This is a genomic window from Gemmatirosa kalamazoonensis (assembly GCF_000522985.1).
GTDB classification, from domain to species: Bacteria; Gemmatimonadota; Gemmatimonadetes; order Gemmatimonadales; family Gemmatimonadaceae; genus Gemmatirosa; species Gemmatirosa kalamazoonensis.
This window is the reverse complement of the sequence record NZ_CP007128.1, coordinates 1,661,489-1,687,871: the sequence shown is the minus strand read 5'-3', so window position 1 is coordinate 1,687,871 and position 26,383 is coordinate 1,661,489. Positions and strand designations below refer to the sequence as shown.

23 protein-coding genes are annotated in these 26,383 nt (G+C 73.8%); 10 read left to right on the top strand and 13 right to left on the bottom strand.

Annotated features, from left to right (window positions below; all coding sequences use genetic code 11):
* Nucleotides 1-24: 24 nt before the first annotated feature.
* Both J421_RS07400 and J421_RS07395 read right to left on the bottom strand, forming a co-directional pair.
* Complete coding sequence (locus J421_RS07400; protein WP_025410538.1) at nucleotides 25-2,709, bottom strand: ABC transporter permease; 2,685 nt, start codon at nucleotides 2,707-2,709, stop codon at nucleotides 25-27.
* A 136-nt stretch (nucleotides 2,710-2,845) separates the two neighbouring features.
* Nucleotides 2,846-4,624, bottom strand: coding sequence for a M28 family peptidase (locus J421_RS07395; RefSeq protein WP_025410537.1), 1,779 nt, complete (start codon nucleotides 4,622-4,624; stop codon nucleotides 2,846-2,848).
* Nucleotides 4,625-4,703: 79 nt separating this feature from the next.
* On the opposite strand from J421_RS07395, the gene J421_RS07390 reads away from it, so the two are divergent.
* The 5 genes from J421_RS07390 (at nucleotide 4,704) to J421_RS34305 (ending at nucleotide 9,742) form a co-directional block, all read left to right on the top strand.
* Nucleotides 4,704-5,477: a hypothetical protein gene (locus tag J421_RS07390; RefSeq protein WP_148306200.1), complete on the top strand. Its 774-nt coding sequence runs from the start codon at nucleotides 4,704-4,706 to the stop codon at nucleotides 5,475-5,477.
* Entirely contained in the window at nucleotides 5,467-6,447 is a 981-nt protein-coding gene (locus J421_RS07385) for a site-2 protease family protein (protein WP_025410535.1), read from the top strand. The genes J421_RS07390 and J421_RS07385 overlap by 11 nt, the downstream gene beginning before the upstream one ends.
* A gap of 72 nt (nucleotides 6,448-6,519) precedes the next feature.
* Nucleotides 6,520-7,245, top strand: a complete 726-nt coding sequence (locus J421_RS07380) for an ABC transporter ATP-binding protein (RefSeq protein ID WP_025410534.1) — start codon at nucleotides 6,520-6,522, stop codon at nucleotides 7,243-7,245.
* On the top strand, nucleotides 7,245-9,593 hold the full coding sequence (locus J421_RS07375) for an ABC transporter permease (RefSeq protein ID WP_025410533.1): 2,349 nt from the start codon (nucleotides 7,245-7,247) through the stop codon (nucleotides 9,591-9,593). Before J421_RS07380 ends, J421_RS07375 begins: the two co-directional genes overlap by 1 nt.
* A gap of 26 nt (nucleotides 9,594-9,619) precedes the next feature.
* Nucleotides 9,620-9,742 carry a hypothetical protein gene (locus tag J421_RS34305; protein WP_260525842.1) on the top strand — a complete coding sequence of 41 codons (123 nt, stop codon included), beginning with the start codon at nucleotides 9,620-9,622 and terminating at the stop codon, nucleotides 9,740-9,742.
* Between the two features lie 384 nt (nucleotides 9,743-10,126).
* On the opposite strand, the gene J421_RS07370 is transcribed toward J421_RS34305, so the two are convergent.
* The 5 genes from J421_RS07370 to J421_RS07350 form a co-directional block, all read right to left on the bottom strand.
* Nucleotides 10,127-11,776: a hypothetical protein gene (locus tag J421_RS07370; RefSeq protein ID WP_025410532.1), complete on the bottom strand. Its 1,650-nt coding sequence runs from the start codon at nucleotides 11,774-11,776 to the stop codon at nucleotides 10,127-10,129.
* 120 nt (nucleotides 11,777-11,896) lie between these two features.
* Nucleotides 11,897-12,883 (bottom strand): amidohydrolase family protein, encoded by a 987-nt coding sequence (locus J421_RS07365; RefSeq protein WP_025410531.1) that lies wholly within the window; start codon nucleotides 12,881-12,883, stop codon nucleotides 11,897-11,899.
* Between the two features lie 33 nt (nucleotides 12,884-12,916).
* A complete protein-coding gene (locus J421_RS07360) occupies nucleotides 12,917-14,278 on the bottom strand; it encodes an APC family permease (protein WP_025410530.1) in 1,362 nt (453 codons plus the stop codon).
* 11 nt (nucleotides 14,279-14,289) lie between these two features.
* A complete protein-coding gene (locus tag J421_RS07355; RefSeq protein WP_025410529.1) occupies nucleotides 14,290-14,799 on the bottom strand; it encodes a cupin domain-containing protein in 510 nt (169 codons plus the stop codon).
* Nucleotides 14,800-14,820: 21 nt separating this feature from the next.
* Nucleotides 14,821-15,222, bottom strand: coding sequence for an ACT domain-containing protein (locus J421_RS07350; protein ID WP_104022364.1), 402 nt, complete (start codon nucleotides 15,220-15,222; stop codon nucleotides 14,821-14,823).
* Nucleotides 15,223-15,310: 88 nt separating this feature from the next.
* Between J421_RS07350 and J421_RS07345 the strand changes: the two genes are divergently transcribed.
* Both J421_RS07345 and J421_RS07340 read left to right on the top strand, forming a co-directional pair.
* Nucleotides 15,311-15,622, top strand: coding sequence for a hypothetical protein (locus J421_RS07345; RefSeq protein WP_025410527.1), 312 nt, complete (start codon nucleotides 15,311-15,313; stop codon nucleotides 15,620-15,622).
* A gap of 89 nt (nucleotides 15,623-15,711) precedes the next feature.
* Nucleotides 15,712-16,014 carry a hypothetical protein gene (locus J421_RS07340; RefSeq protein WP_025410526.1) on the top strand — a complete coding sequence of 101 codons (303 nt, stop codon included), beginning with the start codon at nucleotides 15,712-15,714 and terminating at the stop codon, nucleotides 16,012-16,014.
* A 14-nt stretch (nucleotides 16,015-16,028) separates the two neighbouring features.
* On the opposite strand, the gene J421_RS07335 is transcribed toward J421_RS07340, so the two are convergent.
* On the bottom strand, nucleotides 16,029-16,775 hold the full coding sequence (locus J421_RS07335) for a pseudouridine synthase (RefSeq protein WP_025410525.1): 747 nt from the start codon (nucleotides 16,773-16,775) through the stop codon (nucleotides 16,029-16,031).
* Nucleotides 16,776-16,942: 167 nt separating this feature from the next.
* Between J421_RS07335 and J421_RS07330 the strand changes: the two genes are divergently transcribed.
* Complete coding sequence (locus tag J421_RS07330; protein WP_148306199.1) at nucleotides 16,943-18,205, top strand: FecR domain-containing protein; 1,263 nt, start codon at nucleotides 16,943-16,945, stop codon at nucleotides 18,203-18,205.
* On the opposite strand, the gene J421_RS07325 is transcribed toward J421_RS07330, so the two are convergent.
* The gene (locus J421_RS07325) at nucleotides 18,189-19,316 is read right to left on the bottom strand and encodes a hypothetical protein (RefSeq protein ID WP_025410523.1); all 1,128 of its coding nucleotides are present in this window, start codon (nucleotides 19,314-19,316) and stop codon (nucleotides 18,189-18,191) included. The genes J421_RS07330 and J421_RS07325 overlap by 17 nt on opposite strands.
* A 91-nt stretch (nucleotides 19,317-19,407) precedes the next feature.
* Here J421_RS07325 and J421_RS07320 point away from each other — a divergent pair, with 91 nt between their 5' ends.
* Nucleotides 19,408-20,118 carry a hypothetical protein gene (locus J421_RS07320; RefSeq protein WP_025410522.1) on the top strand — a complete coding sequence of 237 codons (711 nt, stop codon included), beginning with the start codon at nucleotides 19,408-19,410 and terminating at the stop codon, nucleotides 20,116-20,118.
* Between the two features lie 101 nt (nucleotides 20,119-20,219).
* Here J421_RS07320 and J421_RS07315 read toward each other — a convergent pair whose 3' ends face one another.
* Nucleotides 20,220-20,627 carry a DUF6941 family protein gene (locus J421_RS07315; RefSeq protein WP_025410521.1) on the bottom strand — a complete coding sequence of 136 codons (408 nt, stop codon included), beginning with the start codon at nucleotides 20,625-20,627 and terminating at the stop codon, nucleotides 20,220-20,222.
* A 364-nt stretch (nucleotides 20,628-20,991) separates the two neighbouring features.
* On the opposite strand from J421_RS07315, the gene can reads away from it, so the two are divergent.
* Nucleotides 20,992-21,639: a carbonate dehydratase gene (gene can / locus J421_RS07310; RefSeq protein WP_025410520.1), complete on the top strand. Its 648-nt coding sequence runs from the start codon at nucleotides 20,992-20,994 to the stop codon at nucleotides 21,637-21,639.
* On the opposite strand, the gene pepE is transcribed toward can, so the two are convergent.
* The 3 genes from pepE to J421_RS07295 all read right to left on the bottom strand — a co-directional run bounded on the left by pepE (nucleotide 21,636) and on the right by J421_RS07295 (nucleotide 26,335).
* The gene (pepE, locus tag J421_RS07305; RefSeq protein WP_025410519.1) at nucleotides 21,636-22,406 is read right to left on the bottom strand and encodes a dipeptidase PepE; all 771 of its coding nucleotides are present in this window, start codon (nucleotides 22,404-22,406) and stop codon (nucleotides 21,636-21,638) included. The two genes, can and pepE, sit on opposite strands and share 4 nt — an antisense overlap.
* 103 nt (nucleotides 22,407-22,509) lie before the next feature.
* Complete coding sequence (locus J421_RS07300; protein ID WP_158508677.1) at nucleotides 22,510-25,065, bottom strand: DUF5916 domain-containing protein; 2,556 nt, start codon at nucleotides 25,063-25,065, stop codon at nucleotides 22,510-22,512.
* Between the two features lie 127 nt (nucleotides 25,066-25,192).
* Nucleotides 25,193-26,335, bottom strand: coding sequence for a hypothetical protein (locus tag J421_RS07295; protein WP_148306198.1), 1,143 nt, complete (start codon nucleotides 26,333-26,335; stop codon nucleotides 25,193-25,195).
* Between the last annotated feature and the right edge of the window lie 48 nt (nucleotides 26,336-26,383).

Below are 26,383 nucleotides of genomic sequence, written 5' to 3'. Positions count from 1 at the left end.
CCGTTCGAAGCGCACCCGGTTCCCTCAGTCGTCGCGCAGCGTCCGACCGGGGTCCGTGCGCGCCGCGCGGCGGCCCGGAAGTACCGACGACGCGAGCGTCACCGCGAGCACCACGCTCACCACGGCGAGCATCGTCAGCGGGTCGGCCGGCGTCACGCCGTAGAGCAGTCCGGCGAGGAAGCGGCCGCCGGCCACCGCGAGCGCGACGCCGATCGCCGCGCCGCCGAGCGCGAGGCCGAGCGCTTCGCGCACCACCGGGCGCAGCACGTCGGAGGGACGGGCGCCTAACGCGAGGCGGACGCCGAACTCGCGGCGCCGGCGCTGCACGGTGTACGACAGGATGCCGTAGATGCCGACCGCGGCGAGCAACAGCGCGACCGCGGCGAACGCGACCATCAGCAGCATGACGAGCCGCGGCGGATCCACCGACGCGGCGAGCACGCGGTCGAGGCTCCGCGCGCGGCCCAGCGTGAGCGACGGGTCGAGGCGGCGCACCTCGTCGCGCACGACCGCGGCGAGCGTCGCCGAGCCGCCGGCGCCGCGCAGCACGACGTACAGCTTGCGGAACGGGAACTGACGCGCCGACGAGTACATCGCCGGCTCGGGCGCTTCGGTGAGCGCGGTGTTCTTGACGTCCGACACGACGCCGACGATCTCCGCCTCCGCCGACTCGCGGATGCGGTGGCCAAGCGGCCCGATGTTGCGCGACGTGAGCGCGACGCGGCGACCGACCGGGTTCTCGTCGGGCCAGAACCGGCGCGCCATCGTCTCGTTGATGACGACCACGCCCGGCGCGTCGGCGTCGTCGCGCGCCTCGAACGTGCGTCCTCGCAGGAGCCGCACGCCGAGCGCGTGGAAGTAGCCCTCGTCGACCGACACGTACTGCGTCGTGCGCTCGCCCTGCGGGTCGTCACTCGGCGCGTCGACGATGCGGAACGGGATGCGCCAGCCGGCGTCGAGCGGGAGGAAGTTCGTCGCGCCCGCGGCCGTGACGCCGGCATGCGTGCGCACGCCGGTCATGAGCGACGCGTAGAAGCTCGCGACGCGCGTCCAGTCCTGATAGCGCGCGTCGGGGAGCTGCACGTCGACCGCCACGGCGCTCTCGGGGGCCGCGACGCCGGTGTGCTGGCGGAGCAGCGTCGACACGGTGCGCACGAGGAGTCCGGCACCGCACAGCAGCGCGACGGCGAACGCGACCTCGGCGACGACGAGCGCGCTGCGCTGGCGGCGCGCGACGCGTCCGCCGGACATCCCGCGTCCGTGATCGCGCAGCGTCGACTGGAGCGAGTCGCGCGTCGCCGCGAGCGCCGGGGCGAGCCCGAACGCGAGCGTGGTCGCGAGCGCGAGCACGGCGGCGAACGCGAGCACCGGTGCATGCATCCCCACCTCCGCCGCACGCGGCACGTCGACCGGCGTCCAGGCGAGGAAGCCGCGCACCGCCGCCCACGCCACGAGCAGCCCGAGCGCGGTGCCTGCCGTGCCGAGCACGAGGCTCTCGGCCAGGAGCTGGCGCACGAGGCGCGCGCGCGTGGCGCCGAGCGCGGTGCGGACCGCCGTCTCCGCACGGCGCGTCGTGGCGCGGGCGAGCAGCAGGTTCGCGACGTTGATGCACGCGACGAGCAGGAGCAGGCCCGAGGCACCGAACAGCGCGAGGAGCCCCGGTCGGAACACGCCGGCCACGTCGTCGCGCAGCGGCACCGCCTCGGCCGCCCAGCCGGCGTTCGTCGCGGTGTGCTCCGCGCCGAGTCGCGCGCCTAACGCAGCGAGGTCGCGGGTCGCGCGCTCGGGGGCGACCCCCGGCGCGAGGCGCGCGACGGCGCCCATGAAGTGCGCGCCGCGGCTGTGCTGCGTCATGTCCCACTGCAGCCGCTGCCAGACGTCGGTCTCGCCCGGGAACTGGAAGCCGGGCGGCATGACGCCGACGACGGTGAACACCGCGCCGTTGAGGCGCACCGTGCGACCGACGGTCGACGGCGCGGCGCCGAAGCGCGTGCGCCACAGCCGGTCGCTGATGACGGCCTCCGCCTCCGTGCCGTAGAGGCGCGGCGTGATCGGGAACGCGCGGCCGATCTGCGGCGCGACGCCGAGCACGCGGAACAGGTTCTCGCTCGCCTCCACGGTCGGGACGCGGATCGGCTCTCCGACGTCGTCGACGAGATCGACCTCCGGGCGCCACCACGCCGCGACGTCGTCGAAGTCGCGGCCGAGCGCGCGGTAGTCCATGAGGTTCACCGGCGAGAGCGGCTGGCGCGCGAGCCCTTTCGCGGTGTTCCCCTCGAACAGCATGACGAGCCGGTCGGGGTGCGCGTACGGGAGCGGCCGCAACACCACGCCGTCGACGAGGCTGAAGACCGCGGTGGCGGCGCCGACGCCGAGGCCGAGCGTGAGCAGCGCGGCGAGCGCGAACACCGGGCGCGAGCGGAGCGCGCGCGCGGCGAGGGCGAGGTCGCGCCACACGCCGGCGAGCCGTGCGCCGTCGGCGCGGCCTAACGGCACCGGCTCTCGGCGCGGCCGCCGGGCGCGTCCCAGGAGCGCGGCGTCGGGCATCTCCTCGAGGACGCGTCGGCGTGCCTCGTCGTCGGACAGCCCGCGCAGGCGCAGCTCGGCGAATCGCGCCTCGGCGTGCTGCGCGAGCTCCTCGACGACGTCGGCGTCCTCCACGGACAGCCGGTCGCGGACGACCCGGCCCCATTCGCGCGCGTCGGACATGGCGGCTCCCTATATGTGTCAGTGCCATATATAGGGGTGCGGCCGCGGGCGTCAATGGGCGTTCGTCACCACGCGTGGCTGCGTGGGTGCGTGGCTGCGTCACCTCTCACGCAGCCACGCAGCCACGCAGCGGCCGTCACTGCATCGCGGCGACCGGCTTCGCCGGCTTCGAGCCGTTCATCCGCGGACGCGGCCCGTTCCCCACGTCGACGACGATGTCCTTGATGTAGCTCGCGATCCGCTGGTAGTGCGGATAGTCGATCCACTCCGGCTCGTCGGTGCGCTGGTGGTAGTCGCCGTGCAGACCCGTGAAGAAGAACGCGATCGGCACGCCCTGCAGCGCGTAGTTGTAGTGGTCCGAGCGCCCGTAGATGTTGTTGTACCCCGACCACGTCAGCGTCGTGTCGTACTTGTAGTCGAGCTGCAGCGGGCGCCCCTGCTTCTTGTTCACGCGCGCCACCGTCTCCCCGAGGTCCTTCGAGTCGAAGAAGGAGCCGACGACGCCGAGGTAGTCGGGACCACCGCCGGGGAGATCCTCGGCGCGGCCGCGGCCGATCATGTCGATGTTGATCTGCGCGACGACGGAGTCCATCGGCACCGTCGGGTTCGTGGTGAAGAAGCGCGAGCCCACGAGGCCGCCCTCCTCGCCGGTGTGCCACACGAACAGCACCGAGCGCTTCGGCTTCACCGGCATCGCCTGGATCGCCTCCGCGATCTCCAGCACGCCCATCGACCCCGAGCCGTCGTCGTCGGCGCCGTTGTTGATCGAGTCGAGCCGCGCCTTCGGGTAGAGCCGGCGGATGCTGTCCATGTTGACGCGGATCGACGCGAGCTGCTCCTGCTTCAGCGCGATCATGTCGTTCGCGATCAGCATGCGGTTGCGCGCGTCGTTGAACGCCTTCAGCGAGTCCTTGTCGACCGGCGTCGAGATGCCGATGTGGTCGTTGTGCGCGCCGATCGCGACGTACTCGTGGCGGAGCGCCGGGTCGCTGCCGGGGATGATCGCCACGACGTTGCGCGCCCAGTCGGTCGGGAGCTCGAGGAAGTCGAGCGATGCCGTCACCGTGCCGCCGGCGTCGCCCGCCGAGAGCGACGACACCTCGCGTCCGCGGAACAGCCGCGCTGCCGCGGCGCGCGTGAGGCGCACGGTGGCGGCGGGCGAGAGCTGCGCGATCTGCTGCTTGAGGAGCGTCACCGAGTCGGTCGGCGCGGCCGCCACGCCGCCGCGTCCACCCCGTCCGCCGACCGCGTTCGACGACGCGACCTGCGGCGTGGCGAGCGCCGCGCGCTGCGCGGCCGGCACGGCGTCGAGATCGACCGTCGCGACGGCGGCCGCATCGGCGAATCGGTTAGGCGCCGCGCCGAACCCGCCGCGTCCCGCGAACGCCGGCTGCGGCGTCGGCTTCGCGGCGAGCAGCACGACGAACTTGCCCGCCGCCTGCGCGGCAGAGATCTGCGTCGTCGTATCGCCGGCCGTGCCGCCGAAGACCACCGGCACCGCGCTCACCGCGCGCGGCGCGCGCGCGCCGGGGATCGCGACCCAGTCGGCGAGCCACGTCATCGGGTTCCCGTCGACGGTGAGGCGCGAGTGGTCCGTGAACGTGTGCAGGTGGTACGGCAGCACCTGGAAGTACGTGCCGTTGTCGCCCGCCGGCACGAGGCCGAGCCGCTTCACCTCCGCGGCGATGTAGTCGGTGCCCTTCTTGTTGCCGACCCGCCCGACCTGGCGGCCCTGCATCGAGTCGTCGGCGAACTGGTAGAGCCGGACCTGGAGGTCGCGGACCGTGATCGCCGGCGTGGTGGGGGCCGGCGCGACGTGCGCGGGGTTGCCGAAGCGGTTCGTCGGCCCCTGGCCGTGCGCGGCGAGCGGCGCGACGAGCAGCAGGGATAGCGGGACGTAGCGTGCGCTGTGCATCCTGACTCCGTAGAGGAAAATGGGACTTTCCCTATACGCGCTCGTGACCCCCGGCGCTGGCCGGCCGTCGTCCTGTGACATGACCTCCGAGTCTCCTGGCCCTTCCCCGTCGGACGACCTGCGGTTCGACCGCGTGGTGCGCGACGCGCCCGGCCCCGACACGACGGCGGCCCAACCGACCGTCGCGTGCGCGGGGTGCGGCCGCGCGATCGAGACCGAGTACTGGCACCTGAACGGCAAGAGCGTATGCGCCGACTGCCGGCGTCTGGTGGAGGCGGCGGCGGTGCCGGCGCGCGGTGCGGGCACGTGGGGCCGCGCGGTGCTGTACGGCCTCGGCGCGGCGATCGCCGGCGCGGTCGTCTACTACGCCGTCGTCGCCATCACCGACTTCGAGATCGGCATCGTCGCGATCCTCATCGGCTACATGGTCGGCTGGGCGGTGCGGAAGGCGACGGGCGGACGCGGCGCGCGCGGCTTCCAGATCCTCGCCGCGGTGCTGACCTACTGCGCCGTCGGGCTCGCGTACACGCCGCTCGCGTTCAAGGGCTCGCAGAGCGCCACGAGCGCGGCCGCCGACTCGGCGCGCCGGGCGCCTAACGATTCGGCCAGCACGGATTCGCGTACGCCGGTGCATGCACCGTCGCGTACGCCGTCGCATGCGCCGTCGCTGGCCAAGGCGCTCGTCGTGGTGTTCGCGTTCGCGTTCGCGCTGCCGGTCATCGCCGTCGTCGGCTCGCTGCCATCGGGGCTCCTGAGCGGGGCGATCATCTTCTTCGGACTGCGGCAGGCGTGGCACATGACGGGCGCCCCGCGCGTCGTCGTCACCGGACCGTACCGCGTCGGTGCCGGCTGACCGCTGCGCGAGCTGCGGCACCGAGCTCGCACCGCACGCGCTCGCGTGCCCGGCGTGCGACGCGCTCGTGCACGGCCCGCGCCTGCAGCGTCTGGCCGAGGAGGCGGACGCGGCGACGGCGGCGGGCGACGTCACGACGGCGCGCGCGCGATGGGAGGCGGCGCTGCGGCTGCTGCCCGAGGACTCGCGGCAGCACGCGCTCGTGCGCGCCCGCGTCGCGAGCCTCGACGCGAGCCCCGACGCGAGCCCCGACGCGCCGACGCCGCGCGCGGACGAGACGCCGTGGTGGCGCCGCGGCGCGGGCGGCCTCCTCGCGCTCGTCCTGCTGCTGCTCGGGAAGCTGAAGTTCCTGCTGCTCGGCCTCACGAAGGCGAGCACGTTCCTGTCGATGTTCGGCTTCTTCGCGCTGTACTGGTCGCTCTACGGGTGGCCGCTGGCATTGGGCCTCGTCGTCTCGATCTACATCCACGAGATGGGGCACGTCGCGATGCTGCGGCGGCTCGGCATCGCGGCCGGCGCGCCGCTGTTCATCCCCGGCGTCGGCGCGCTGGTGCTGCTGAAGCAGCGCGTGGACGACCCGGTGCAGGACGCGCAGATCGGCCTCGCCGGCCCGGTCTGGGGGCTCGGCGCGGGGCTCGCGGCGCTCGCGGTGTACGGCACCACGCACACGCCGGTGTGGCTCGCGATCGCGCAGCTCACGGGGTTCCTGAACCTGTTCAACCTGATCCCGTTCTGGCAGCTCGACGGGTCGCGCGGGTTCCACGCGCTGTCGCGCTCGGAGCGGTGGATCGTCGTCGCGGCGATCGCGATCGCGCTGCTGTGGACGGAGCAGCGCATCCTGTTCCTCGTCGGCGGCGTGGCGGTGTGGCGCGCGATGCAGCGCGAGGCCGGGCCCGGCGACCGGCGGGTGCTGGCGACGTTCGTCGTGCTCGTGATGGCGCTGGCGTGGCTCGCGCGCACGGTGCGGTGAGCGCTTCGCCGCACCCCGCGGTTCTTATCGTCCTCTGACATTCGCGCCGACGAGGCGCCGTAGACTCGTCGTGTGACCATCTCCACGACGACTCCGGGCCCGCTCGTGCGCCTGCGCGACGTCTCGCGCGACTACGACGCGGGCGGTCGGCGCTTCGCCGCGCTGCGCGGCGTGCACCTCGACGTGCGGCGCGGCGAATCGGTCGCCGTGGTCGGACGCTCCGGCAGCGGCAAGAGCACGCTGCTCAACCTCCTCACCGGCATCGACCGCCCCACCACCGGCACGATCGACGTCGGCGGCGCGGCGCTGCACGCGATGTCCGAGGGAGCGCTGACCGCGTGGCGCGGGCGACACGTCGGCATCGTGTTCCAGCAGTTCCACCTGCTGCCGACGCTGAGCGTGGCGGACAACGTGCTGCTCGCGATGGACTTCGTGGGCGTGATCCCGGCGCGCGAGCGGCGTACGCGTGCGCTGCACCTGCTCGACCGCGTGGGGCTCGCCGACCACGCCGCGAAGCCGCCCGGCGCGCTGTCCGGCGGCGAGCAGCAGCGCGCGGCCGTCGCCCGCGCGCTCGCGAACGACCCCTCGCTCCTCGTCGCCGACGAGCCGACGGGCAACCTGGACTCGCGCACGAGCGACGCGATCGTGGCGCTGCTGCTGGAGCAGGTCGCCGGCGGCCGCACGCTGCTCGTCGTCACGCACGACGCGGCGATCGCGTCGCGACTCGGCCGCACGGTCACGCTCGACGACGGCCGCGTGGCGCGCGACACGGTGCCCAACGTCCTCCACGCGTCCTGATGCGCGTCGCCCGCAAGACCGTGGCGGATCTGTGGGCGGCACGCGGCCGCGCCGGGCTCGTCGTGCTCGCGATGACGACGGGGCTCGCGGCCGTCGTCTGCGTCGCGGCGACGAACGCGATCCTCGCTCGCGAGATGCGCCGCGGCTTCGCGGCGATCACGCCCGCGTCGGCGATCCTGCGCACGGCGTCGTTCGACACGTCGCTGCTCGCCGCCGTGCGCCGAGTGCCCGGCGTCGCGCTCGCCGACGCGGGGCGCACCCTCGTCGCGCGCACCGGCGCCGACGGCGATCCGCGCACCGTGCTGCTCTACGCCGCGGCCGACTGGCGCCGCCAGCGCGTGAACCGCGTGCGCGCGCAGACCGGCGCGTGGCCGCCACCGCCCGGCGCGGTGCTGCTCGAGCGCGCCGCGGTGCGCGTGGCCGCGTTAGGCACCGGGGCGCCGCTGGTGGTACGCGTCGGCACGCGCGCGCCGGTGCCGCTCGCCGTCGCCGGCACGGTGCACGACTTCAGCCAGGCGCCGGCGTGGCAGGAAGGCGTCGTGTACGGCTACGTCGACGCCGGGACGATGGCGCGCCTCGCCGACACGACGGGCCTGAACGAGTTGCGCATCGTCGCCGACCGGCCCGCGGATCCGTCGCGCATCCGCGACGTCGCAACCCGCATCGCGGCACTGCTCGCCGAGCGCGGCGTCCGCGTGCGCGACGTGCAGATCCCGACGCCCGGAGCACACCCGCACCAGGGGCAGATGGACGCGCTGCTCGGCATCCAGCAGGCGTTCGCCGCGGTCGCGCTGCTCCTCGCCGGCGCGCTCGTCGTGGTGCTGCTCGGCGCGATGCTCGTCCAGCATCGTCCGCAGATCGGCGCCATGAAGGCCGTCGGCGCGAGCCGCCGCGCGATCGCCGGGATGTACGCGCTCTGGATCCTCGTCCTCGCCGGCTGCGCCGAGTCGGTCGCGCTGCCGTTGGGGGTGACGGCGGGGCGGGCGTACGCGCGGTTCATCGCGGAGATGCTGAACTTCGACGTGACCGACGCCCGCGTGCCCGCGCCGCTGCTCGCCGCGCTCGTGCTCGCGGGCGTCGCGCTGCCGCTGCTCGTGTCCGTCGTGCCGATCGTGCGCGCGGCGTCGATCACCACGCGCGAGGCGCTGAGCGACGTCGCGATCGCTCGTGTCACGCCCGGCACGCCCACGCGCGCCGGCGGGCCGCGGCTCGTGGCGTTGGGCGTGGCGAACGCGATGCGGGTGCGCGGCCGCTTCGCGCTCGTCGCCGGCACGGTGGCCCTCGGCGCCGCGATGTGTCTCGCCGCGCTCGACCTCGGCCGCTCGTTCCAGGGCACGGTCGCCGTCACCGTCGCGTCGCTCGGCTACGACGTCGCGTTCGCGGTGAGCGAGGCGCGGTCACCGGAGGAGATCGCCGCGCTCGTGCACGCGCTCCCGGGCGTGGCGTCGGCGGACGCGGTGCCGCGCGTGCGCGCGCTCGCCGCCGACGCGCGCGACGCACAGCCCAACGCGTTCACCGTGCAGGCGGCGATGGGCCGCACGCCGACGTCGCTCGTCGTACAGGGCGGCCGCTGGCTCTCCGACGCCGACGGACGCGACGTCGTCGCGAACCATGCGTGGCTGCACGACCATCCCGGCTACACGGTCGGCGACTCGATCGGCCTGCGCATCGGCGGCGACTCCACGCGGTGGCGGCTCGTCGGCGAGGTGCGCGAGGTGATGGCCGGCGCCACGCTCTACGCGCCGCGCGCCGCGCTCGATGCCGCGACGGCGGGAGCGGCACGCACGACGATCGTGCGCGTCGTCGCCGCTCGACACGACAGCGCCGCCGTGCGCGCGCTGATGGCCGCGATCGGCCGCACGCTCGACGCACGCGGGATCGTGGCGCGCGGCATCGTGAGCCTGCGCGACACCGAGCGGCACCGCGTGGACCACGTGCTCGTCATCACGCGCTTCCTCGTCGCGCTCTCCGGCGCCTGCATCGTCGTCGGCGGGCTGGGACTCGGCACGCTGCTCAGCGTCGGAGTGCTCGAGCGCTCCCGCGAGCTCGGCGTGCTGCGCGCCCTCGGCGCGTCGCGCGCGCACCTCGTGGTGCTCGTCGTCGCCGAGGGAGCGTGGGTGGCGCTCGTGGGGTGGGCGTGCGGCGTCGTGCTGTCGGTGCCGGCGGCGGCGCTGCTCGCGCGCGCGTTCGGCCGCACGATGCTCGGCACGCCGCTCGACCTGCATCTCAGCGCGGGCTCGGTACCGGCGCTCGCCGCGGTCACCGCGGTGGTGGCGCTGCTCGCGAGCGCGCTGCCCGCGTGGCGTGCCGCCACGCTGCCGCCGCGCGCGCTGCTCGCCGCCGCCTAACGATTCTTCTTCCAGGGATCGCTCACATGAACCGCTCGGTCGCTCGCGTCGTGGTCGTGCTCGTGCTGGTCGTGGTGCTCGTCGCGGTGGTGCGGTACGCGGGGGCGGACGTGATGGGGACGCTGCGGAGGATGCACGGGATGCGGTGAACGGCGGGACGCCTGACGGCGGGACGCCTGACGGCGGGACGCCTGACGGCGGGACGCCTGACGGCGGGACGCCTGACGGCGGGACGCCTGACGGCGGGACGCCTGACGGCGGGATGATTCACTGCGGGACGTTCGAGGGCGGGATGGCGGTGCGTTCGGAGGGATCCGGTCCGCGTTCAATTGGTATGGCGGCCGTTCGCGCGCATAGCACCTTGGGCGAAGGGGGGGGAGCCCCCCTGGCACCTAGGTACGCGCCGTTCAATCCCGCCGTGGATCGTCCCGCAGTGGATCGTCCCGCAGTGGATCGTCCCGCCGTGGATCGTCCCGCCGTCGATCGTCCCGCAGCTAATTCATCCCGCCGTACGTCATCCCGCCGTAGATCGCTCACCGCACCTTCACGATCCGTATCACCTCCTCCGTCCGCAGCCCCCCCGCCTGGTCCAGCAGGATCGACCGCCCGTCCGGCAGGAACTCGGGAAACGTCATCGCGCGCAGCGGCCGGTTGGCCGAGAGGCTCACCAGCCGCCCCGTCTTGCGGTACAGCAGCAGCGCGTCCTTGTAGAACATCTCGCTCGGCTTCAGCAGCGCACCCTCCGCATCCACGTCCACGCGCGACGTCGCGAACGCGATCGTCCCGCCGTCGTGGCTGAACGCGAGCTTGCCCGACGCGAAGCCGAGGTCCAGCACGTCGGTGCACCGGCCGTCGTCGGAGACGACGACGATGCGGTTCGTTCCGGCATGCAGGTCGTACACGCCCACCTCGCGGCTGCCGCGCGCGCTGATCGGCAGCGTGAACTGCCGCTCGGGGCACGGCACCGTCGCCGGGCTCGCCGGGCGCACCGCCTCGGGAGCGCCGGTGCGGCCTAACGACACGTCGTAATCGCGCAGGCGGAGCCCGACGCGCCAGCCCGTGACCACGCGGTAGCGGAGCGCGCGCTTCGACTGCGCGAGGATGCTGATCGACTGGTACTCGTCGGGCAGCTCGGGATCGACGAACAGTGGCGTCTCGTCGCCGGCCGCGAGCGCGGGCACCGGATGGAACACGAGCCCCGGCCGCGTGATGAACCGTCCGTCGGGCGTCGGCACCGGATCGACGTTCCCCGGAATCCGCCGCTCCTCGCGGGTCTTCAGGTCGAAGATGTACGACTCGCCGCCGCCGCCCATCGCGCCCGGCAACGGCGCGGTGTACGAGATGAGATCCGTCCCCGGCACGGGCTTGAAGAAGAACCCCACGTGCCGCACCGTCGGCACCGTCGCGAGCGTCGTCACCTGCGCCTTGCGGTCGAGCCACAGCGCGGGCGTGGGACCCGGCGGCGGCGGTGCGTGCGCGACGCCGGCGAACCGCCCGCGCGCGAGCGCCTCGTACGTGTCGCGCGACTTGTAGCCGGGGATCGCGGTGCCTAACGGCTTGCCGTCGGCGTAGAGGAGCGCCGTCGGGTAGTGGATCGTCGCGTCGCGGTACACGAGCTCCAGCGCGTCCATGGTGCGCGCGTCCACGGGATCGTGGCGCACGATCTCCAGCTCGCCGGGGCGCGCGTCCGCGACGACCGCGGTGAAGCCCACGCCGAGCGCCGACGCCGCAGCGCGCGCCTCGGCCAGCCCGCGTACGGAGAGCGGCATCCCAGGCGACCACACGTAGACCATTCCGCGCCGGTGCACACGCATCGTCGCGCGCAGCGAGTCGTCGGTGAACGCGCCGGCCATCGCCGCCGCGTCGTACGTGCGCGCGTGCGCCGTCGTGCGCATCACGCATCCCTCGCCGGTCACGTCGGCGACCCGCGTCTCGCGCGCGCTCACCCGCCGCAGCTCCACGCGGCCGTCGTCGAGCGTCCACCGCTCGAGCCACACGCCCACCGAGTCCGTCGGCGACGCCTCGCGCGCGACCGGATACGGCGCGAGCCGCCGCCACTCGCCGGTCCCGCCCCATCGCCGCTCCACCGACGCGAGCGCGGCCCGACATCCATCCGACGGCCGTGCGTGGCCCGCCGCGAGCACGAGCGCCGCACCGAGCGGCACGATCGCGAGTCGCATCATGAGTGCGTCCGTTGCGTTGTGAGTCTCACGCGGAGCCGCGGAGAACGCGGAGAACACCACCGACATGGTTTCCTCCGCGTCCTCCGCGTCTCCGCGTGAGACACGATGGCACCGTATCCCTCAAGCCTCGAGCCCGAGCAGCCGCGCGGCGTTCCCGCCGAAGATGGCGGCCCGCTCCTCGTCCGACACGCGTAGCGACGAGAGGGCTTCCTTCATCGCCGGGATGCTCCCGATCTGGTGCGGATAGTCGCTCCCCGCCAGCACGTGGTCGGCCCCGGCGAACTTCACCGCCAGCTCCAGCGCGTCGCGGTCGAAGTTCACCGTGTCGTAGTACCACGTCTTCAGGTACTCGCTCGGCGGCCGCGAGATGTGCGCGCGGCAGGCGGGAAACGCGTGGAAGCCCCGGTCCAGCCGCTCGGCGAGGTACGGGATCGCGCCGCCGAGGTGCGACAGCACCCAGCGCAGACGCGGGAACCGCTCCGGCACACCGGCGAACACGAGGTGCGCCGCCGCCACCGTGGTGTCGAACAGGAACCCGACGAGCGGCATGAGCCAGTACTCGCGCATCGCCTCCACGCTGATCGGGTTCGTCGGATGGATGTGCAGCACCGCGCCTAACGATTCCGCCGCCTCGTACAGCGGCCAGTAGCGCGCGTCGGCGAGCGCCACGCCGTTGACGTTGCTGAAGAGCATCGCGCCCCGGAACCCGAGCTGCTCCACGGCGCGCCGCAGCTCCGCCACGCTCGCCGCGGGATCGTTCAGCGGCAGCGTCGCATATGCGGCGAAACGACCGCCGTGGTCGCGCACGATGCCGGCGAACGCGTCGTTCACCAGGCTCGCGTAGCGCGCCGCGCGGGCCGGCGTCTCCACGTGCGTGCCCGGCGTCGTGAGGCTGATCACCTGCGTCGTGACCCCGTCGCGCTCGAGCACCTCGGCGCGGTGGTCGATGTCGCGGTGGCCGGGAACGAGCACGTTGTAGTCGCCCGGGTAGTGCACCTCGGGGTTGCCGGCGGCGTCCACGCGCACCGTGATCGCGCTCTCGCCCTTGCGCAGCGCGTCGACGTAGGCGGGGGGATAGAAGTGGTTGTGGACGTCGACGATTCTCACTCACGATCTCCTGTTCGTGTCAGGCGCGCCGGCTCACGGTCCCTCATCGACGAGGACTGCTCGAGGTGACGTCTCGGTAGAGGAGTCGTGAGACGGCGCGCGTCCCCGGATCCAGTACACCGGCAACCCGACGAGCACCAGCAGCAGTCCGATCGCGCCGTCGCGCGGCTGATCGACCAGCTGCATCGCGACGATCACGAGGCTCGCCGCCGCGAACACGACCGGCGTCGCCGCGCCGCCCCACGCCCGGAACACCGGTCGGTAGTCCGGCCGCCGGCGGAGCCAGAGGAGCGACGCGGCCATGAGCCCGAAGAAGATCCACTCGGTGTAGACGACGCGCGTGAACAGCGCGCGGTAGCTCCCCGTCGCCACGAGCACCGACGACCACACCGCCTGCGCCACGAGCGCGACGTGCGGCGTGCGGAACCGCGCGTGCACCGTGCCGAGCCGGCGGAACAGCAGCCCGTCGCGCGCCATCGCGAGGTAGACGCGCGGCCCGGCGAGGATCACGCCGTTCATCGCGCCGAGCGCGGAGAGCACGACGAGCGCCGCCATGATCTGCGCGCCCGCGCCGCCGAGCGTCGCGTCGGCGAAGTCGGCGACGACGCGCGTCGAGCCGCGCAGCGTGCCGAGCGGCAGCACGCGCAGGTACGCCGCGTTCACGCCGACGTAGAGCGCCGTCACGGCGACCGTGCCCACGAGCAGCGCCCGCGGTATCGTGCGGGCCGCGTCCACCGTCTCCTCCGCCGCGTACGACACCATGTGCCACCCGCCGTACGCGAACAGCCCCGCCACGAGCGCGGCGACGAACGCCGACGGCGTCGCCGATCCGTCAGGCGCGTTCGCCGGCGCGGCGCGCGGGTGCGCGATGAATCCCACCGCGACGATCAGCACCACCGCGAGCACCTTCACGCACGTGAGCGCGGCCTGCACCGCGCTCCCCTGGCGCACGCCGAGCACGTTCACGCCGGTGAGCGCGCCGATCGCCGCGATCGCGACGGCGCGCGTGCCGGCGTCGCCGAGCGGGATCCACGTGCCGACGTACCGCGCGGCGACCACCGCGATGGCGGCGACGATGCCGGAGTGCATGCTCCAGAACATCGCCCACCCCCACAGGAAGCCGAGCGCGGGCGAGTAGCCGTCGCGCAGGAACACGTACACGCCGCCCGAGCGCGGCCACGCCGACGCGAGCTCCGCGGTGACGAGCGAGCCGAGGAGCGTGAGCGCCCCCGCCACGCACCACACGAGCAGCGCGCCCCCCGCCGTCGGCATGCGCGCCGTGACCACCGACGGCTGCACGAAGATCGACGCGCCGACGATGATCCCGACAACCATCGCCGTCGCGCGCGGCAGACCGATCGCGCGCCGCAGCGCCGGAGGCGGAGCGTCAGGCACCTGGCGTGGGGTCAGGCGAGCGCGAGCCCGTGCCGGCCGATCAGCTCGTACAGGCTCCCCATGTCCACCTCCACGCCATGCCGCACCGACGCGTCCAGCACCCCGGCCATGTCGGGGCCGCGGCCGGCGCCCGGCGGCGGAACGTGCGCCGCCACCGCCTCGAAGTAGCGCTCCATGCCACCCGGCGCGAACACCGCGAGCGCGCGCGCCGCGCTCGGCGCGTCCGGGCTCACCCAGAACGTGTGCGCCGCTCCGGCCGGGATGACGACGCTGGCCCCCGCGGGGGCGTCCAGCTCCGCGCCGTCGAGCCACAGCACGAGCGCGCCGTCGAGCACGTGCAGCACCTCGGTCGCGCCGGGGTGCCGGTGCACCGGCATCGCCACGCATCCCGGCTGCAGCGTGTGCTCGAGCACGGACGCCGCGCCGCCGCTCGCCTCGGCGCGCACGCGCACGGTCGTGTGGAAGCGGCGGATGGGCGCGGCGGTGCCGGCGCCAGGGGCGGCGAGGAGGGCGGGAATCATGGCCCAGGATATAGCCCGCGGTCAGCCTCGGCGCACGACGTGTCCGGCCCGCTCGAGCGCCGCGCACGCCCGGTCCGCATCGGCCTCGCGCACGAGGATCCAGTCGGTGTCGTACGTCGCGATCGGAAACACGCTCACCCCCGCCTCGGCCAGCGGCGCGGCGAGCGCGGCCAGCACGCCGACGAGGGCGAGGTCGAGCGGGCCGTCGACGCGGAGCGCGCGCCACGGGCGCGAGGTGAGCGCGCCGGCGGGGACGCCGTCCGCGGCGCACACGACGGAGAGCTCGTCCGGGGTGCGGGTCACGGAGGAGAACGGCGGCCCGAGCGCCCACGACGGCACCGGTGCGTCCGCCGGCAAGCGGCAGACGGCGAGCGGGACGGCCACGAGGGTGAGCGCGAGCGTCGGCGATTGAGACGGGGGCATGCACGCGGCGAAGGTGGTTGGGTAACTTTCGCTTCCCCGCGCCACGCCCGAGAAGTCCAGGTCCTTCGCGCCTGTCCCCGTTTCGCCGATGCCGCACCGTCGTCCCACCGTGCATCCTGTCACGCCGCCGATCGAGACGGTGCGTGCGCTGATCGCCGAGCGTACGCCTCGCGCGGACGCCGTCGCCCGGGTGCAGGTGAGCGCGCCGCACGCGCGCAGCGCGTACCTCGCGTACACGCGCATCGCCGGCCCGCGCGACGACGTGTTGGACTACACCGCGTACCTGTTCGCGACCGACACGAACACGGGCGCGGCCCGGCTCGATCTCGACGCCGTGGAGCGGGATGCCGACGGCGAGTTGACGCTGCTGCTGTCACGGTCGCTGTACTCCGAGCCCTGAGACGCCGTTAGGCACGGCCGGGCCGTCGATCGCGTCGTCGTCGCTGCGTGGGACATCGTCGGTTCGTCACACCGCACGCGGAGCGCACCATGCTGGACGCACACTTCACCGCCGCACCCGAAGCGCCTCGCACGCGCCACGGCCTGGGCGAGCAGATCCGCCACCGCAGCCCGCGCCCGGGCGCCGTCGCGCACATCGCCGTCTCCTCGCCCCCGTCGCGCCTGCGCTTCCTCGACTACACGCGCCTCAGCGGCCCGCGCGACGACGTCCTCGACTACGCGGCGTTCCTGTTCGCCACGGACACCGGGTGGGGCGACACCGCGCTGGAGCTGGTCTCGGTCGAGGAGGAGGACGGAGAGAACCTGACGGTGCTGCTGGCGAAGCCGCTCTGAAGCCGGAAGCCGCGCTACCGGCCCTCGAGCGCATCCACCTCCTGCGCCGTGAGCCGCCGCCACGCACCCTTGCCTAACGATCCGAGGGTGAGCGGCCCGATCGACACGCGCACGAGCCGACGGACCTCGACGCCGAGCACGGCGAGCAGTCGTCGAATGTGGCGGTTGCGCCCCTCGTCGAGCGTCACGACGAGCCAGCCGGTGCGCGTGCCGGCGCGCAGCACCTGGGCGTCCTTCGCCGCCAGCCGCTCGCCCGCGTCGTCGACGCCGTCCGTTAGGCACCGGAGCAGCGCGTCGTCGGGCAGGCGGTCGATCTGCACGTGGTAGACCTTGTCGACGTGGGACGCCGGGTCGAGCAGCCGCGCCGCCCAGCGGGTGTCGTTCGTGAACAGCAGCAGCCCCTCGCTCGCGCGATCGAGCCGCCCGACCGGCGCGAGGAACGGGAGCGCGGGGTCGTCGAGGCAGTCGTAGACGGTCGGGCGCCCCTGCGGGTCGTGTCGCGTCGTGACGAGGCCGCGCGGCTTGTTCAGCGCGAGGTACACCGTGCGGCGCCCGCCGACCGGGCGGCCGTCCACCTCGATCGCCGCGCGGCCCGGGTCGACCCGGAACGACGGCTCCCGTCGCACCACGCCGTCGACCCGCACGCGGCCCGCCGTGACGAGCGCCTCGCCCTCGCTGCGCGAGCAGACGCCGAGCTTCGAGAGGGCGCGGGCGAGGCTGACGGGCGGGACGCGGCGCGGTTTGGGACGGTGATTCGGCATCAGTGAAGCGAACAGAGGCGGTGGCGCGGCGCCGAATATGCGGGCTCGGCAGGTCGTCGATTAAGAGTTGATGAAATTTTTCGCGTTCGGGCTTCTTGCGTCTGGCGAAACGCGATGCAACGTGGTGCGAGGAGGCACGCCGTCCGTTTACCCTCCAGGAGGTGCTCATGCCCGGTATGCAGCCGATCGATCGTGACGTGCTCACCGGATTCCGACTCGGCGACGAGCGGGCACTCGAACAGGTCTTCCGCGCGCGCTACGAGCCTCTCACGGAGCAGGCCAGCGCGGCGCTCGGCGAGGACGGGGCCGCGGCGCCGAAGGTCGTCGAGGGCGCGTTCGTGCGAGTGTGGGGCGAGCGCGGGGCGATCGATACGCCCGAAGCGCTCGAGGAGTTCCTGTTCGACGCCGTGAAGACCGGTGCCGCGCGCGAGCGGAGCCGCCGTGCGGCCGCCCACCGGTTCGGGGGGGGCGCGAACAACGGGCACCACGCGACCACCCACAGCAGCGCCGCGCCGGTGACGCTCGACGATGCGTGGCAGCACGTCAGCACCGCGCTGCACGCGACCCATGCGCCGTCCGCGAGGGTGCAGGACGAGCTGCACGACGTGCTCCGCCACGACGCCGCGACGCACGTCGCCGCGCTCGCGAAGCGTCCCGCGTGGCAGCTCCCGACGGCCATCGCCGTCATCCTCGCCGTCGCCATCTTCGGCGCGTTCCGCTGGATGGACCGCGCGAGCGCCGACCAGGCGGTGACGAGCGCGCTCGCCTCGCCCGACGGCCGCAACGTCAGCACGCTCGCCGCGCAGAGCGGGCGCACGACGCTGAACGACGGCAGCAAGGTCACCATCGGGGCCGACACGAAGATCCGCATCCCACCCAACTTCGGGCCGCGCATGCGCGCCGTCCGCCTCGACGGCTCCGCGTCGTTCGACGCCGTGGCCGCCGAGAGCCCGCAGCACCCGCTCATCGTGCGCGCCGGTGACGCGTCGATCGCCGCCACCGCCGCGTCGAGCTTCGACGTGCGCAGCTACCCCGGCGATCAGGCGACCACGGTGCGCGTGCGCTCGGGCAGCGTGGACGTGAAGTCGCTCTCCACCGGCGCCACCCAGACCGCGGCCGCGGGCCAGGCCGTCGCCGTCACGAAGGACGGGCAGGTCTCCACGCCGTCGGCCGCCGATCTGAGCGAGGCGTTCGGGTGGGCGGATAAGAAGTTCGTCGTGAACAACCGCCAGCTCAGCGCGGTGCTGCCGCAGCTCGTGCGGTGGTACGGCCTCGAGTTCAAGACGCCCGATCAGTCGATCCTCGCGCGCCCGGTCACGATGACGGCGTCGCTCGAGTCGTCGCGCGAGGCGATCGCCGCGCTCGAGAAGGCCGCGAACGTGCAGTTCGGGTGGGAGGGCAAGACGATGACGCTCACGCCGAAGAAGTAAGTCGGCGCACCGCACGTCTCCACAGCAGTTCGACGTCGTCGGGCCGCACGCCCAACACCTGGGCGGCGGCCCGTCGCACGTCCGCGGGCGAGTCGGCCGGCGTCGCGACGAGCGCGCGCACGGCATCGAGGCCGCCACGCTCGAACGCGAGCCGCACGAGCACCGCGGCGCCGGTCGCCGACGCGCTGTCGCGCCACGCGTGCGGCGCGACGAGGCTGTCCAGCGTGCGAGCGGGGTTGCGCGCGAGATCCGCGTCGAGCTCGCGCACGAGGCGCGCGAAGTCCTTGCCGCTCCGGCCGCCGAGCCACGTCGCGGCACCCTCGCTCCACCACCGCCCCGTCGGTCCGGCGACGGCGCCGAGCACCACGTGCGCGAGATCGTGCGGGTTCCACTCGCTCGCCGTCGGCGAGCCCGCGACGACGAGCGCGTTCTCGGGATACACGCGGCCGGTGTTCGTCAGCACCGCGAGCTCGGCGCCGAGCACGCGCGCCATCTCGCGCGGCGACGGCGCGAAGTAGACCTCCACGTGTCTCGTGGGGCGCGCGCCGGTCGCCGCCGCCGCGGAGTCCACGAAGCGCGCGGCGCGGCGCGCGGCGGCGGAGTCGTAGCGGTGCGACGATGGATGGACGAACGTCACCTGTCCGACGTCCACACGCGTCCAGTCGCGCGTGAGACGCGGCAGCGCGTTCGCGAGCGCCCACCGCGCGCCGTCGCGCACCGCGTACACGCGCACGAGCGCCACGGGCACCGCGTCGCGCGTGAACAGCGTGCGCACGACGTACGTCGTCGTGTCACCGGGCACCTCGGGCCCGAGGTCGACGATCGTCGCGGCGAGGCGGTCGGGCCACGCGCTCCCCGCCGGCGCCACCCACGGCGTCGCGAGGTCCGGAGCGGGCCAGCGCGCGCGCTCGTCGGCCGTCCAGTACGCGTTCGCGCGCGCCGTGTCGGCGTGGTCGCGCAGGTAGTTGCGCCAGCGCGCGAACACATCGTGGCTCGCGCGCGCGACGGTATCGACGCCCGCGCCGACGGCGAGCGGCAGCGACTGCGCCGCTGCTGCACGACCGGTGAGCGCGGCGAGCGCGACGAGCGCGAGGTGTGATGCGCGACGCATGCGTGCGGCGGTGGAGGTGACGGCGGGTGACAGGCCCGCGTCCCGATCCTAACTTGCGGGCGTCGACCGCGCTTCCCCATGCCGTTGCCGAGTGCCTAACGACGAGATCCCCGAGAGCGAGCTGGCGGTGGCGCGCGCGATCGCGCGCCGGCTGGGGCGCACGGTATTCGGCGTCGTGGAGCCGCCCGGGGGCGGCCGGCGGCTCGCGACCGAGCGTCCGGACGATCCGGCGACGCTCGCCTTCAGCGTGGAGCGCGGCGGCGCGGTGCGGCTCGGTCCCGCGGGACGTCGCTCGGCCGGCGCGCCGTCGGCGCTCGTGCACGACGCATCGACGATCCCCGCGGTGGAGCTGGAGGCGATGCGCGACCACGCGCTGCTCACCGGCCGCACGATCTTCGTGGCCGAGGATCTCGAGGACCCCGACGCGTGGGCGCTGTACGACGAGGCGCCCGGCGACGGGACGCTGCGCTACGCCGTGCGTCCCACCGGCGAGGTGATCGTCGGCGCGGCGGCGACCGCGGAGCCGGCGGCGGCGGCGCGCGACACCGGGTGGACGGCGCGCGTCGGTGCCGCGCTGCGCGCGCTCCGCCGGCTCCGCGAGCGCGCCGACGAGCTGATCCCGCTGTCGCACGTGACGCCGCGCGACTGGTCGCGCGTGGAGCGTCTCGTCCCAGACGGCGAGCGGCGCGCGCTGCACCCCGCCGCGCTGGTGGGCCTTCCCGGCCCCGTGGTGGCGGACGCCGTTAGGCGCGCGGCGGAGCGCGAGGTGGAACGGCTGCGGCGCGGCTGGCGGCCGGCCTAACGGCTGCTGCGTGGCTGCGTGGCTGCGTGAACACGCCGACGCTACGCAGCCACGCAGCCACGCAGCCACGCAGCTACGCAGCTACCCAGCCACGCAGCGACTCACTGAATGGCGGGCGCCTGCCGCACCGCGACCTGCACGCCCGCGGTCGGCTTGCCGTCGACGGTGAGCATGAACGTGTAGCGGCCGTAGTCGGGGAGGCCGAACATGTCGAACAGCATCGGCAGGTCGGCGGCGAGCGAGTCGATGCCGATCGGCGCCTGCGGGACGCTGATCTCGCCGCCCGGCCGCGCGATCTCGTTGCCCTTCGGATCGGTGATGACGACCTCGATCTTGTAAGTCTTCCCCGCCTCGTCGGCGGTGAACAGGAGACGCGCCGCGAACGCGAGCCGCGGGAGCGTGACGGGCACCTGCGGCGCCTGGATGTCGCTGAAGACCCCGATGAGCGACGGCTTGCCGTCGGCCCCGACGAGGACGTGGTCGCAGACGGCGACGTACTGGACGTGCATCTGGAATGCGGTTCGGCGTGGATTCCCTTTCCCGGGCACCCCGGACGGGGCCGGAAATCTAGTCGCACCCTGCATCTCGGTGGGGCGGTTCCGATGGGGCGGTTCCGATGGGGCGGTTCCCCTGATACGGTTCCGATGCAGCGGGAGGGGTCGGTGCTGCGGGCCGAGGTGCGGGTGCCATGCTGCGGGGCCGATGCTGCGTGGTCGGCAGCACACAGTGTCGCCATCACGGCCCCGCTTCATCGGCCCCCGCCGGTTCGCCCCGGTGCACCGGCCCCTCCCGCTGCACCAGAACCGCCGTATCGGAACCGCCGTATCGGAACCGCCGCACCGGCACCCCGTCGGAACCGCCTCATCGAGCCCGATGCCAGTCCCGACCGACCTGTTCGACAACAACCGCGCCTGGGCCGCCCGCGTCACCGCGCGCGACCCCGAGTTCTTCGCGCGCCTCGCCGCGCAGCAGGCGCCGCGCTACCTGTGGATCGGCTGCTCCGACAGCCGCGTGCCGGCGAACGAGATCGTCGACCTGCTCCCCGGCGAGCTGTTCGTGCACCGCAACGTCGCGAACGTCGTCGTGCACACGGACCTCAACTGTCTCTCCGTGCTGCAGTTCGCCGTCGACGTGCTGAAGGTCCGGCACATCATGGTCGTCGGCCACTACGGCTGCGGCGGCGTGCGGGCCGCGCTCGAGTCGACGAAGCTCGGCCTCATCGAGAACTGGCTCCGCCACATCCAGGACGTGCACCAGAAGCACCGCGCGCTCGTCGACGCCACGCCGGACGACGCGCGCCACGACCGGCTGTGCGAGCTGAACGTGCTGGAGCAGGCGTACAACGTGTGCGAGACGACGGTCGTGCGGGACGCGTGGGAGCGCGGGCAGGAGCTTTCGGTGCACGCGTGGATCTACGGCCTGCGCGACGGCATCATCCACGATCTCTGCTTCGACGTCGACGCCGCCGCGGAGACGCCGGCGGTGCACCGGTCGGCCGTCCGGCGGCTCGCCGAGCGTTAGGCACCGCGCAGCCGCGCGAGCAGCCCGCGCGGGCGCGGCACCGAGGGCGTCGTCGCCACGGTGCCCGCGAGCACGCGGTCCACGCGCACGCCGCTCGGCAGCGCGGCCGCCGGCTCGCCGTCGCGGAACAGCACGGCCTCGTGCGGCCCCTCGAGCGTCACGGCGTCGCCGTCGACGCGGAGCCAGTCCCCCTCGGGCAGGCCGACGACCGCGAGCGTCGGATTCGCCACGAGGAACTCGGCGAGCCGCTCGCGGCGCGTCTCCCCCTGGAAGCCGCGCGGGTGCAGGTCGGTGAAGTGCGCGTTGATCTGGAACGGCACGAGCCCGAGCGCGCCGAGGCCGTTAGGCGGCTCGACGATCGGCATGTCGTTCGTCGTGCGGATGGTGGGCCCGGCGATGACCGCGCCGGCGCTCCACCCGAAGTACGGCACGCCGGCGAGCGCTCGCTCGCGCAGCGCGTCGAGCGCCCCCGACTCCTGCAGGTGCTGGAGCAGGTGGAACGTGTTCCCGCCCCCGACCGCGATCGCCTCCGCATCGCGGATCGCCTGCGCCGCGTACTCGGCGCGGTGCACGCCGTCGACGCCGACGCCGATCGGCGCGAGCGCGTCGCGCAGCTTCGCCATGTAGTCGTCCCACGGCGCGACGACGCTCGCGTACGGCACGAACGTGACGCGCTTCACCCCCTTCAGCAGCTCGGCCAGTACGTCGCGACAGTGATGGAGATAGCGACCCTGCGGATCGCGGGAGTTCGAGAGGAGGATGAGCATCGGGCGCGGGCTCGATGAAACGACAATCCGCAGATTGCGCGGATCACGCAGAAGAACAATCTGCGCGATCTGCGCAATCTGCGGACTGGAGCGGCCGAGCGCCCTACCGCCCGATCCAGTACGCCAGCTTCACCGCGAGCGTGTTGTCCGGCCGAGCCCCGAACAGGTTGCGGTAGTCACGCGCGGCCTCGAACGAGCCGGGGTCGCGGTCGAGCTGCTCGCGGCCCTGCGACCAGACGACGAACAGCGTGGAGCCCGGGCGGTACTCCCAGCGCAGCACGGCGGTGGAGTTGAACTGCTTGGAGTTGAAGCCCTCCGTCGTCCTCGGGAACGGCGTGAAGCGGTCGTCGTAGCGGCGCGCCCGCGGGTCGGCGAGGGTGCGCACGTCGTCGTACTTTCCGGCGCTCACGAACGGCTCCGCGTAGAGCTGCAGCGACAGCGTCGGTGTCGCGGTCACGTCGAGCGTGCCGAGGAAGCTGAGGAGGTGCTGGTCGAGCCGCGCGAACAGCCAGCGCGGCGTGCCGCCCGACGTGACGTTCGCGTACCACTGCGTCGCGTCGCGGTTGCGCTGATAGCGCGCGCCGATCTGCGCGTTCACGTTGCTCGCCGGCCGCAGCGTGACGAGCGGGCGCACGCGCCAGAGCGTCGAGCGGCCGCCGTCGCCGACGGTGTAGATCGCGGCGAAGTACGGCACCACGCGCTTGCGGTCGTCGCGCGAGACGTTGATGAGCAGCGACGTCGCCGGGGAGAGCCGCAGCGCGGGGCCACCGCGCGCGCAGCGATCGCAGTACACGGCGCCCGCGTTGTCCGTCCACAGATCGGCGCTGAGATACGCGCCGCTCGCGAACTGGGCGTAGCCCGCGAGCTCCACCGTGCTGGCGATCGGCGTGCCGCGCGCCGTGTACTGCGTCACGACGTCGAACGACGCGTTCGCGTTGCGCCAGAACGCGCGCGGTCGCGACGACACCGCGCGCACGCCGGCGGACGCGGTCTGCATGTCGGCGCGCGACAGGAACCCGAGATCGTTCGTCTCGAAGCCGGCCGAGAGCCGCGAGTACGACGCGTCGAACCGCCACGTCCCCGCGACCTCCGACGCCGAGAGATCGAGCGCGGTGCCGCCGAGCGCCGTGCGCGTGGAGTCGTAGGTGAGGCCCGCGTCGGGCCGCTGGTAGTAGTGCACCGCCGAGCGCTGGGTGCGCGCGATCGACTGCGCGGAGCCGCGCACGACGCTGCCGGCGAGCGACGCGGCGAGCCGGTAGCGTCCGCCGAACGGGCCGGCGAAGCGGTGCCGCAGGTCGACGCCGCCGGCGTACGCCTCGTCGCGCAGGTACGGCGCGTCCGCGGCGTCGAGCGACCGGCGCACGCCGGTGAACATCGCGCCGATGCCGCTCTCGCCGCCGCGCAGGTCCTGCTGCACGCGCGCCGCGCTGTACGCGGCGGCCGGCTCCACGGTCGCGCCGCCGGCGCGCTCCCGTCCCGTCGCCGCGCCTAACGCACCGACCGACAGGCCGTTGCCGACGCGGCCGGTGAGCTTCCCCGCGCCGAGGATCGTCGTCGCGCCCGGGACGTCGGCGTCGGTCGGCGCGAGGGCGGCGAGCTGCGGCGCGCGTCCGATGCGGCGCGAGTAGAACAGCCGCGTGGCGTCGGCGCCGAACGAGAAGATCCCCGTTCCTTCCTGGAAGAACGGGCGCCGCTCGTCGAAGAACGTCTCGAACGCGGTGAGGTTCACCGTCGCCGGGTCGGCCTCCACCTGGCCGAAGTCGGGGTTCACCGTCGCGTCGAGCGTGAGGTTCGACCCGAGCCCCACCTTGAGATCGGCGCCGAGGTCCTGACGCTGCGTGCGCGCGAAGCCGTCGGGGCGGGTGGCGCTGCGGTTCGTCGCCACGACGTGCGGCATCGCCTCCAGCCGCCCCGACGCGCCGAGCCCCTCGAAGCCGGCGACGTCCGCGAACTGCGACGGGAGGCCCGGGCGCGAGCGGCGGTACACGGGCCAGCTGTATCGCTCGTTCGTGCGCGCGACGTCGCGCGTGACCATGACGCCGAACGTGTGGGCGCCGGCGCGCGGGAATCGGAGCTGCGACAGCGGGATGCGGAACTCCGCCGTCCAGCCCAACGAGTCGACGCGCGTCGCGACGTCCCACACGGCGTCCCACGTCACGTCCTCCACACCGTCGTCGTACGCGTAGTAGTCGCGCTTCACGCCGGCGGGGTTGACGGCGAACTCGTACGCGGTGCGCCGGTCGTGGTAGCTGTCGAGCATCACCTTGATCTGGTCGCTCGGCGTGCGCACGTCGCGGCGCGAGAGACGCGACACGATGCTGTCGGGGTGCGGGTCGAACGCGCGCACGAACACGTAGACGTGCCGCGCGTCGAACGCGAGGCGCGCCTCGGTGCGCAGCGTCGGCTCGCCGTCCTCGGTGGGGTCGAACACGCGGAACGCGCCTAACGGCATCGCCGCGCGCCACACCGCGTCGCGGTCGTCGCCGTCGATCACCGGCGCCCGCTCCGCCCGCTCCGCCCGCACCGCCCGCGCCGGCGACCGCACCGGCGCCGCTTCCCTCGCCGAGTCGCCGACCTGCGCGCCCGCCGCCCCGCCGCGGCCGAGCGTCGTGAGCAGGATGGATCCGGCGAATGCTAGTTTCTTAGCATCAATGGACACGACGACAGCCTCGTTGGGTCGGGGATGGATCTTACGCGAAGACGCGGAGAACGCGGAGAACTGCAGGACGATGTGCTGGCTTTCTCCGCGTTCTCCGCGCCGCCGCGTGAGGACGCCGAGCATCGGCTCACCGCGCGAGCGCGCCGGCGACGCGGCGGTACTCGGCGTCCGAGCCGATCGACTTCAGCGCGGCGTCGAACGCGGCGCGCACGCCGGGGTCGCGGAGCCGATCGGGGTGCCACGCGAGCGCGAGCAGCACCGCGGCCTTCTCGTGGTCGGAGCCGATCCGCGCCGCCGAGGCGAGCAGCGCGTGCGCGGTCGCGGTGCCTAACGAGTCGCGGCCGGCGAGCGACTCCAGCACGCGCCGCCGCTCGTGGTCCGAGCCCACACCGTCCACCGTGCGGAAGAACGACGCGCGCACCGTCGGCGCCGTCGGCTCGGCGCGGTCGAGCGCCGTCGCCAGCACGTTCGCGCGCTCGTGGTCGGATCCCATCTCCGCCGCGGCGTCGAGCGCGCGCGCGACCACCGCGTCGTCGGAGCAGACGCGCTCCAGCACCCGGCGCAGCAGCTCGGCGCGCTCGTGGTCGGAGCCGATCGTCCCCGCGCCGCGCACCGCGGCGTCGGCCACCTCGCGGTCGTCGCCGCGCAGGTCGACCGCGGCGCGCAGCACCATCCCCTTCGCGTGGTCCGACGACAGATCGTCGCTCGCGGCGCGCGTCACGCGGCGCACCTCGTCGACGGTCAGGCCGCTCGAGGCGAGCACCGTCTCGAGGTAGATCTGCCGCACGTGGTCGGAGTGGATCCGTCGCACCTCGTCGAGCACCGCGCCCACGCCGCCCTGCCGGCGGATGCGCGCCACGCGCTCCGGCGCGCCGTAGCCCGCCTCGCGCACGAGGTCGAGCACCACGCCGCGGAACCACGCCGTGCTCTCGGCCACCGGCCGCACCTCGCCGTTCACGCGGTACGCGCGGTCGATCGCGCCGCTGCGCTCGACGAGCGTGAGGGCGCGCGTACCGCCGCCGCGCGACTCGGTCGCGACGAGCGTGCTCCCGGGATCCATCGTCTTCACGTCGGCGTCCGCGTCGTCGAACGTGACGCGTCCCGTCAGGCGCACCTCGAGGCAGTGCTCGCGGTCGCTCACCACCATCGTCGTCCGCGCGCCGTCGCTGTTCGTCATGTGGCCGAGCACCTGGCTGCACACCGCGGGCGGCTGCGCGAGCGGCTCCGCGGTGCCTAACATCGTCGCGAGCGCGAGGAGCGGGACGGGCATCATGGGCGGATCCTCTGCTAAGTTCTTAGCACTTCGGGGGAAAGCCGA

Excerpts from the sequence above, each read along its gene's own strand:
- J421_RS34305 (WP_260525842.1), top strand. The coding sequence starts at position 9,620 with ATGAACCGCTCGGTCGCTCGCGTCGTGGTCGTGCTCGTGCTGGTCGTG.
- J421_RS07295 (WP_148306198.1), bottom strand. The coding sequence starts at position 26,335 with ATGCCCGTCCCGCTCCTCGCGCTCGCGACGATGTTAGGCACCGCGGAG.
- J421_RS07390 (WP_148306200.1), top strand. The coding sequence starts at position 4,704 with ATGACCTCCGAGTCTCCTGGCCCTTCCCCGTCGGACGACCTGCGGTTC.
- J421_RS07345 (WP_025410527.1), top strand. The coding sequence starts at position 15,311 with ATGCCGCACCGTCGTCCCACCGTGCATCCTGTCACGCCGCCGATCGAG.
- J421_RS07325 (WP_025410523.1), bottom strand. The coding sequence starts at position 19,316 with ATGCGTCGCGCATCACACCTCGCGCTCGTCGCGCTCGCCGCGCTCACC.
- J421_RS07330 (WP_148306199.1), top strand. The coding sequence starts at position 16,943 with ATGCCCGGTATGCAGCCGATCGATCGTGACGTGCTCACCGGATTCCGA.
- J421_RS07350 (WP_104022364.1), bottom strand. The coding sequence starts at position 15,222 with ATGCCCCCGTCTCAATCGCCGACGCTCGCGCTCACCCTCGTGGCCGTC.
- pepE (WP_025410519.1), bottom strand. The coding sequence starts at position 22,406 with ATGCTCATCCTCCTCTCGAACTCCCGCGATCCGCAGGGTCGCTATCTC.
- J421_RS07400 (WP_025410538.1), bottom strand. The coding sequence starts at position 2,709 with ATGTCCGACGCGCGCGAATGGGGCCGGGTCGTCCGCGACCGGCTGTCC.
- J421_RS07315 (WP_025410521.1), bottom strand. The coding sequence starts at position 20,627 with ATGCACGTCCAGTACGTCGCCGTCTGCGACCACGTCCTCGTCGGGGCC.
- J421_RS07335 (WP_025410525.1), bottom strand. The coding sequence starts at position 16,775 with ATGCCGAATCACCGTCCCAAACCGCGCCGCGTCCCGCCCGTCAGCCTC.
- J421_RS07340 (WP_025410526.1), top strand. The coding sequence starts at position 15,712 with ATGCTGGACGCACACTTCACCGCCGCACCCGAAGCGCCTCGCACGCGC.
- J421_RS07395 (WP_025410537.1), bottom strand. The coding sequence starts at position 4,624 with ATGCACAGCGCACGCTACGTCCCGCTATCCCTGCTGCTCGTCGCGCCG.
- J421_RS07355 (WP_025410529.1), bottom strand. The coding sequence starts at position 14,799 with ATGATTCCCGCCCTCCTCGCCGCCCCTGGCGCCGGCACCGCCGCGCCC.
- J421_RS07375 (WP_025410533.1), top strand. The coding sequence starts at position 7,245 with ATGCGCGTCGCCCGCAAGACCGTGGCGGATCTGTGGGCGGCACGCGGC.
- can (WP_025410520.1), top strand. The coding sequence starts at position 20,992 with ATGCCAGTCCCGACCGACCTGTTCGACAACAACCGCGCCTGGGCCGCC.
- J421_RS07370 (WP_025410532.1), bottom strand. The coding sequence starts at position 11,776 with ATGATGCGACTCGCGATCGTGCCGCTCGGTGCGGCGCTCGTGCTCGCG.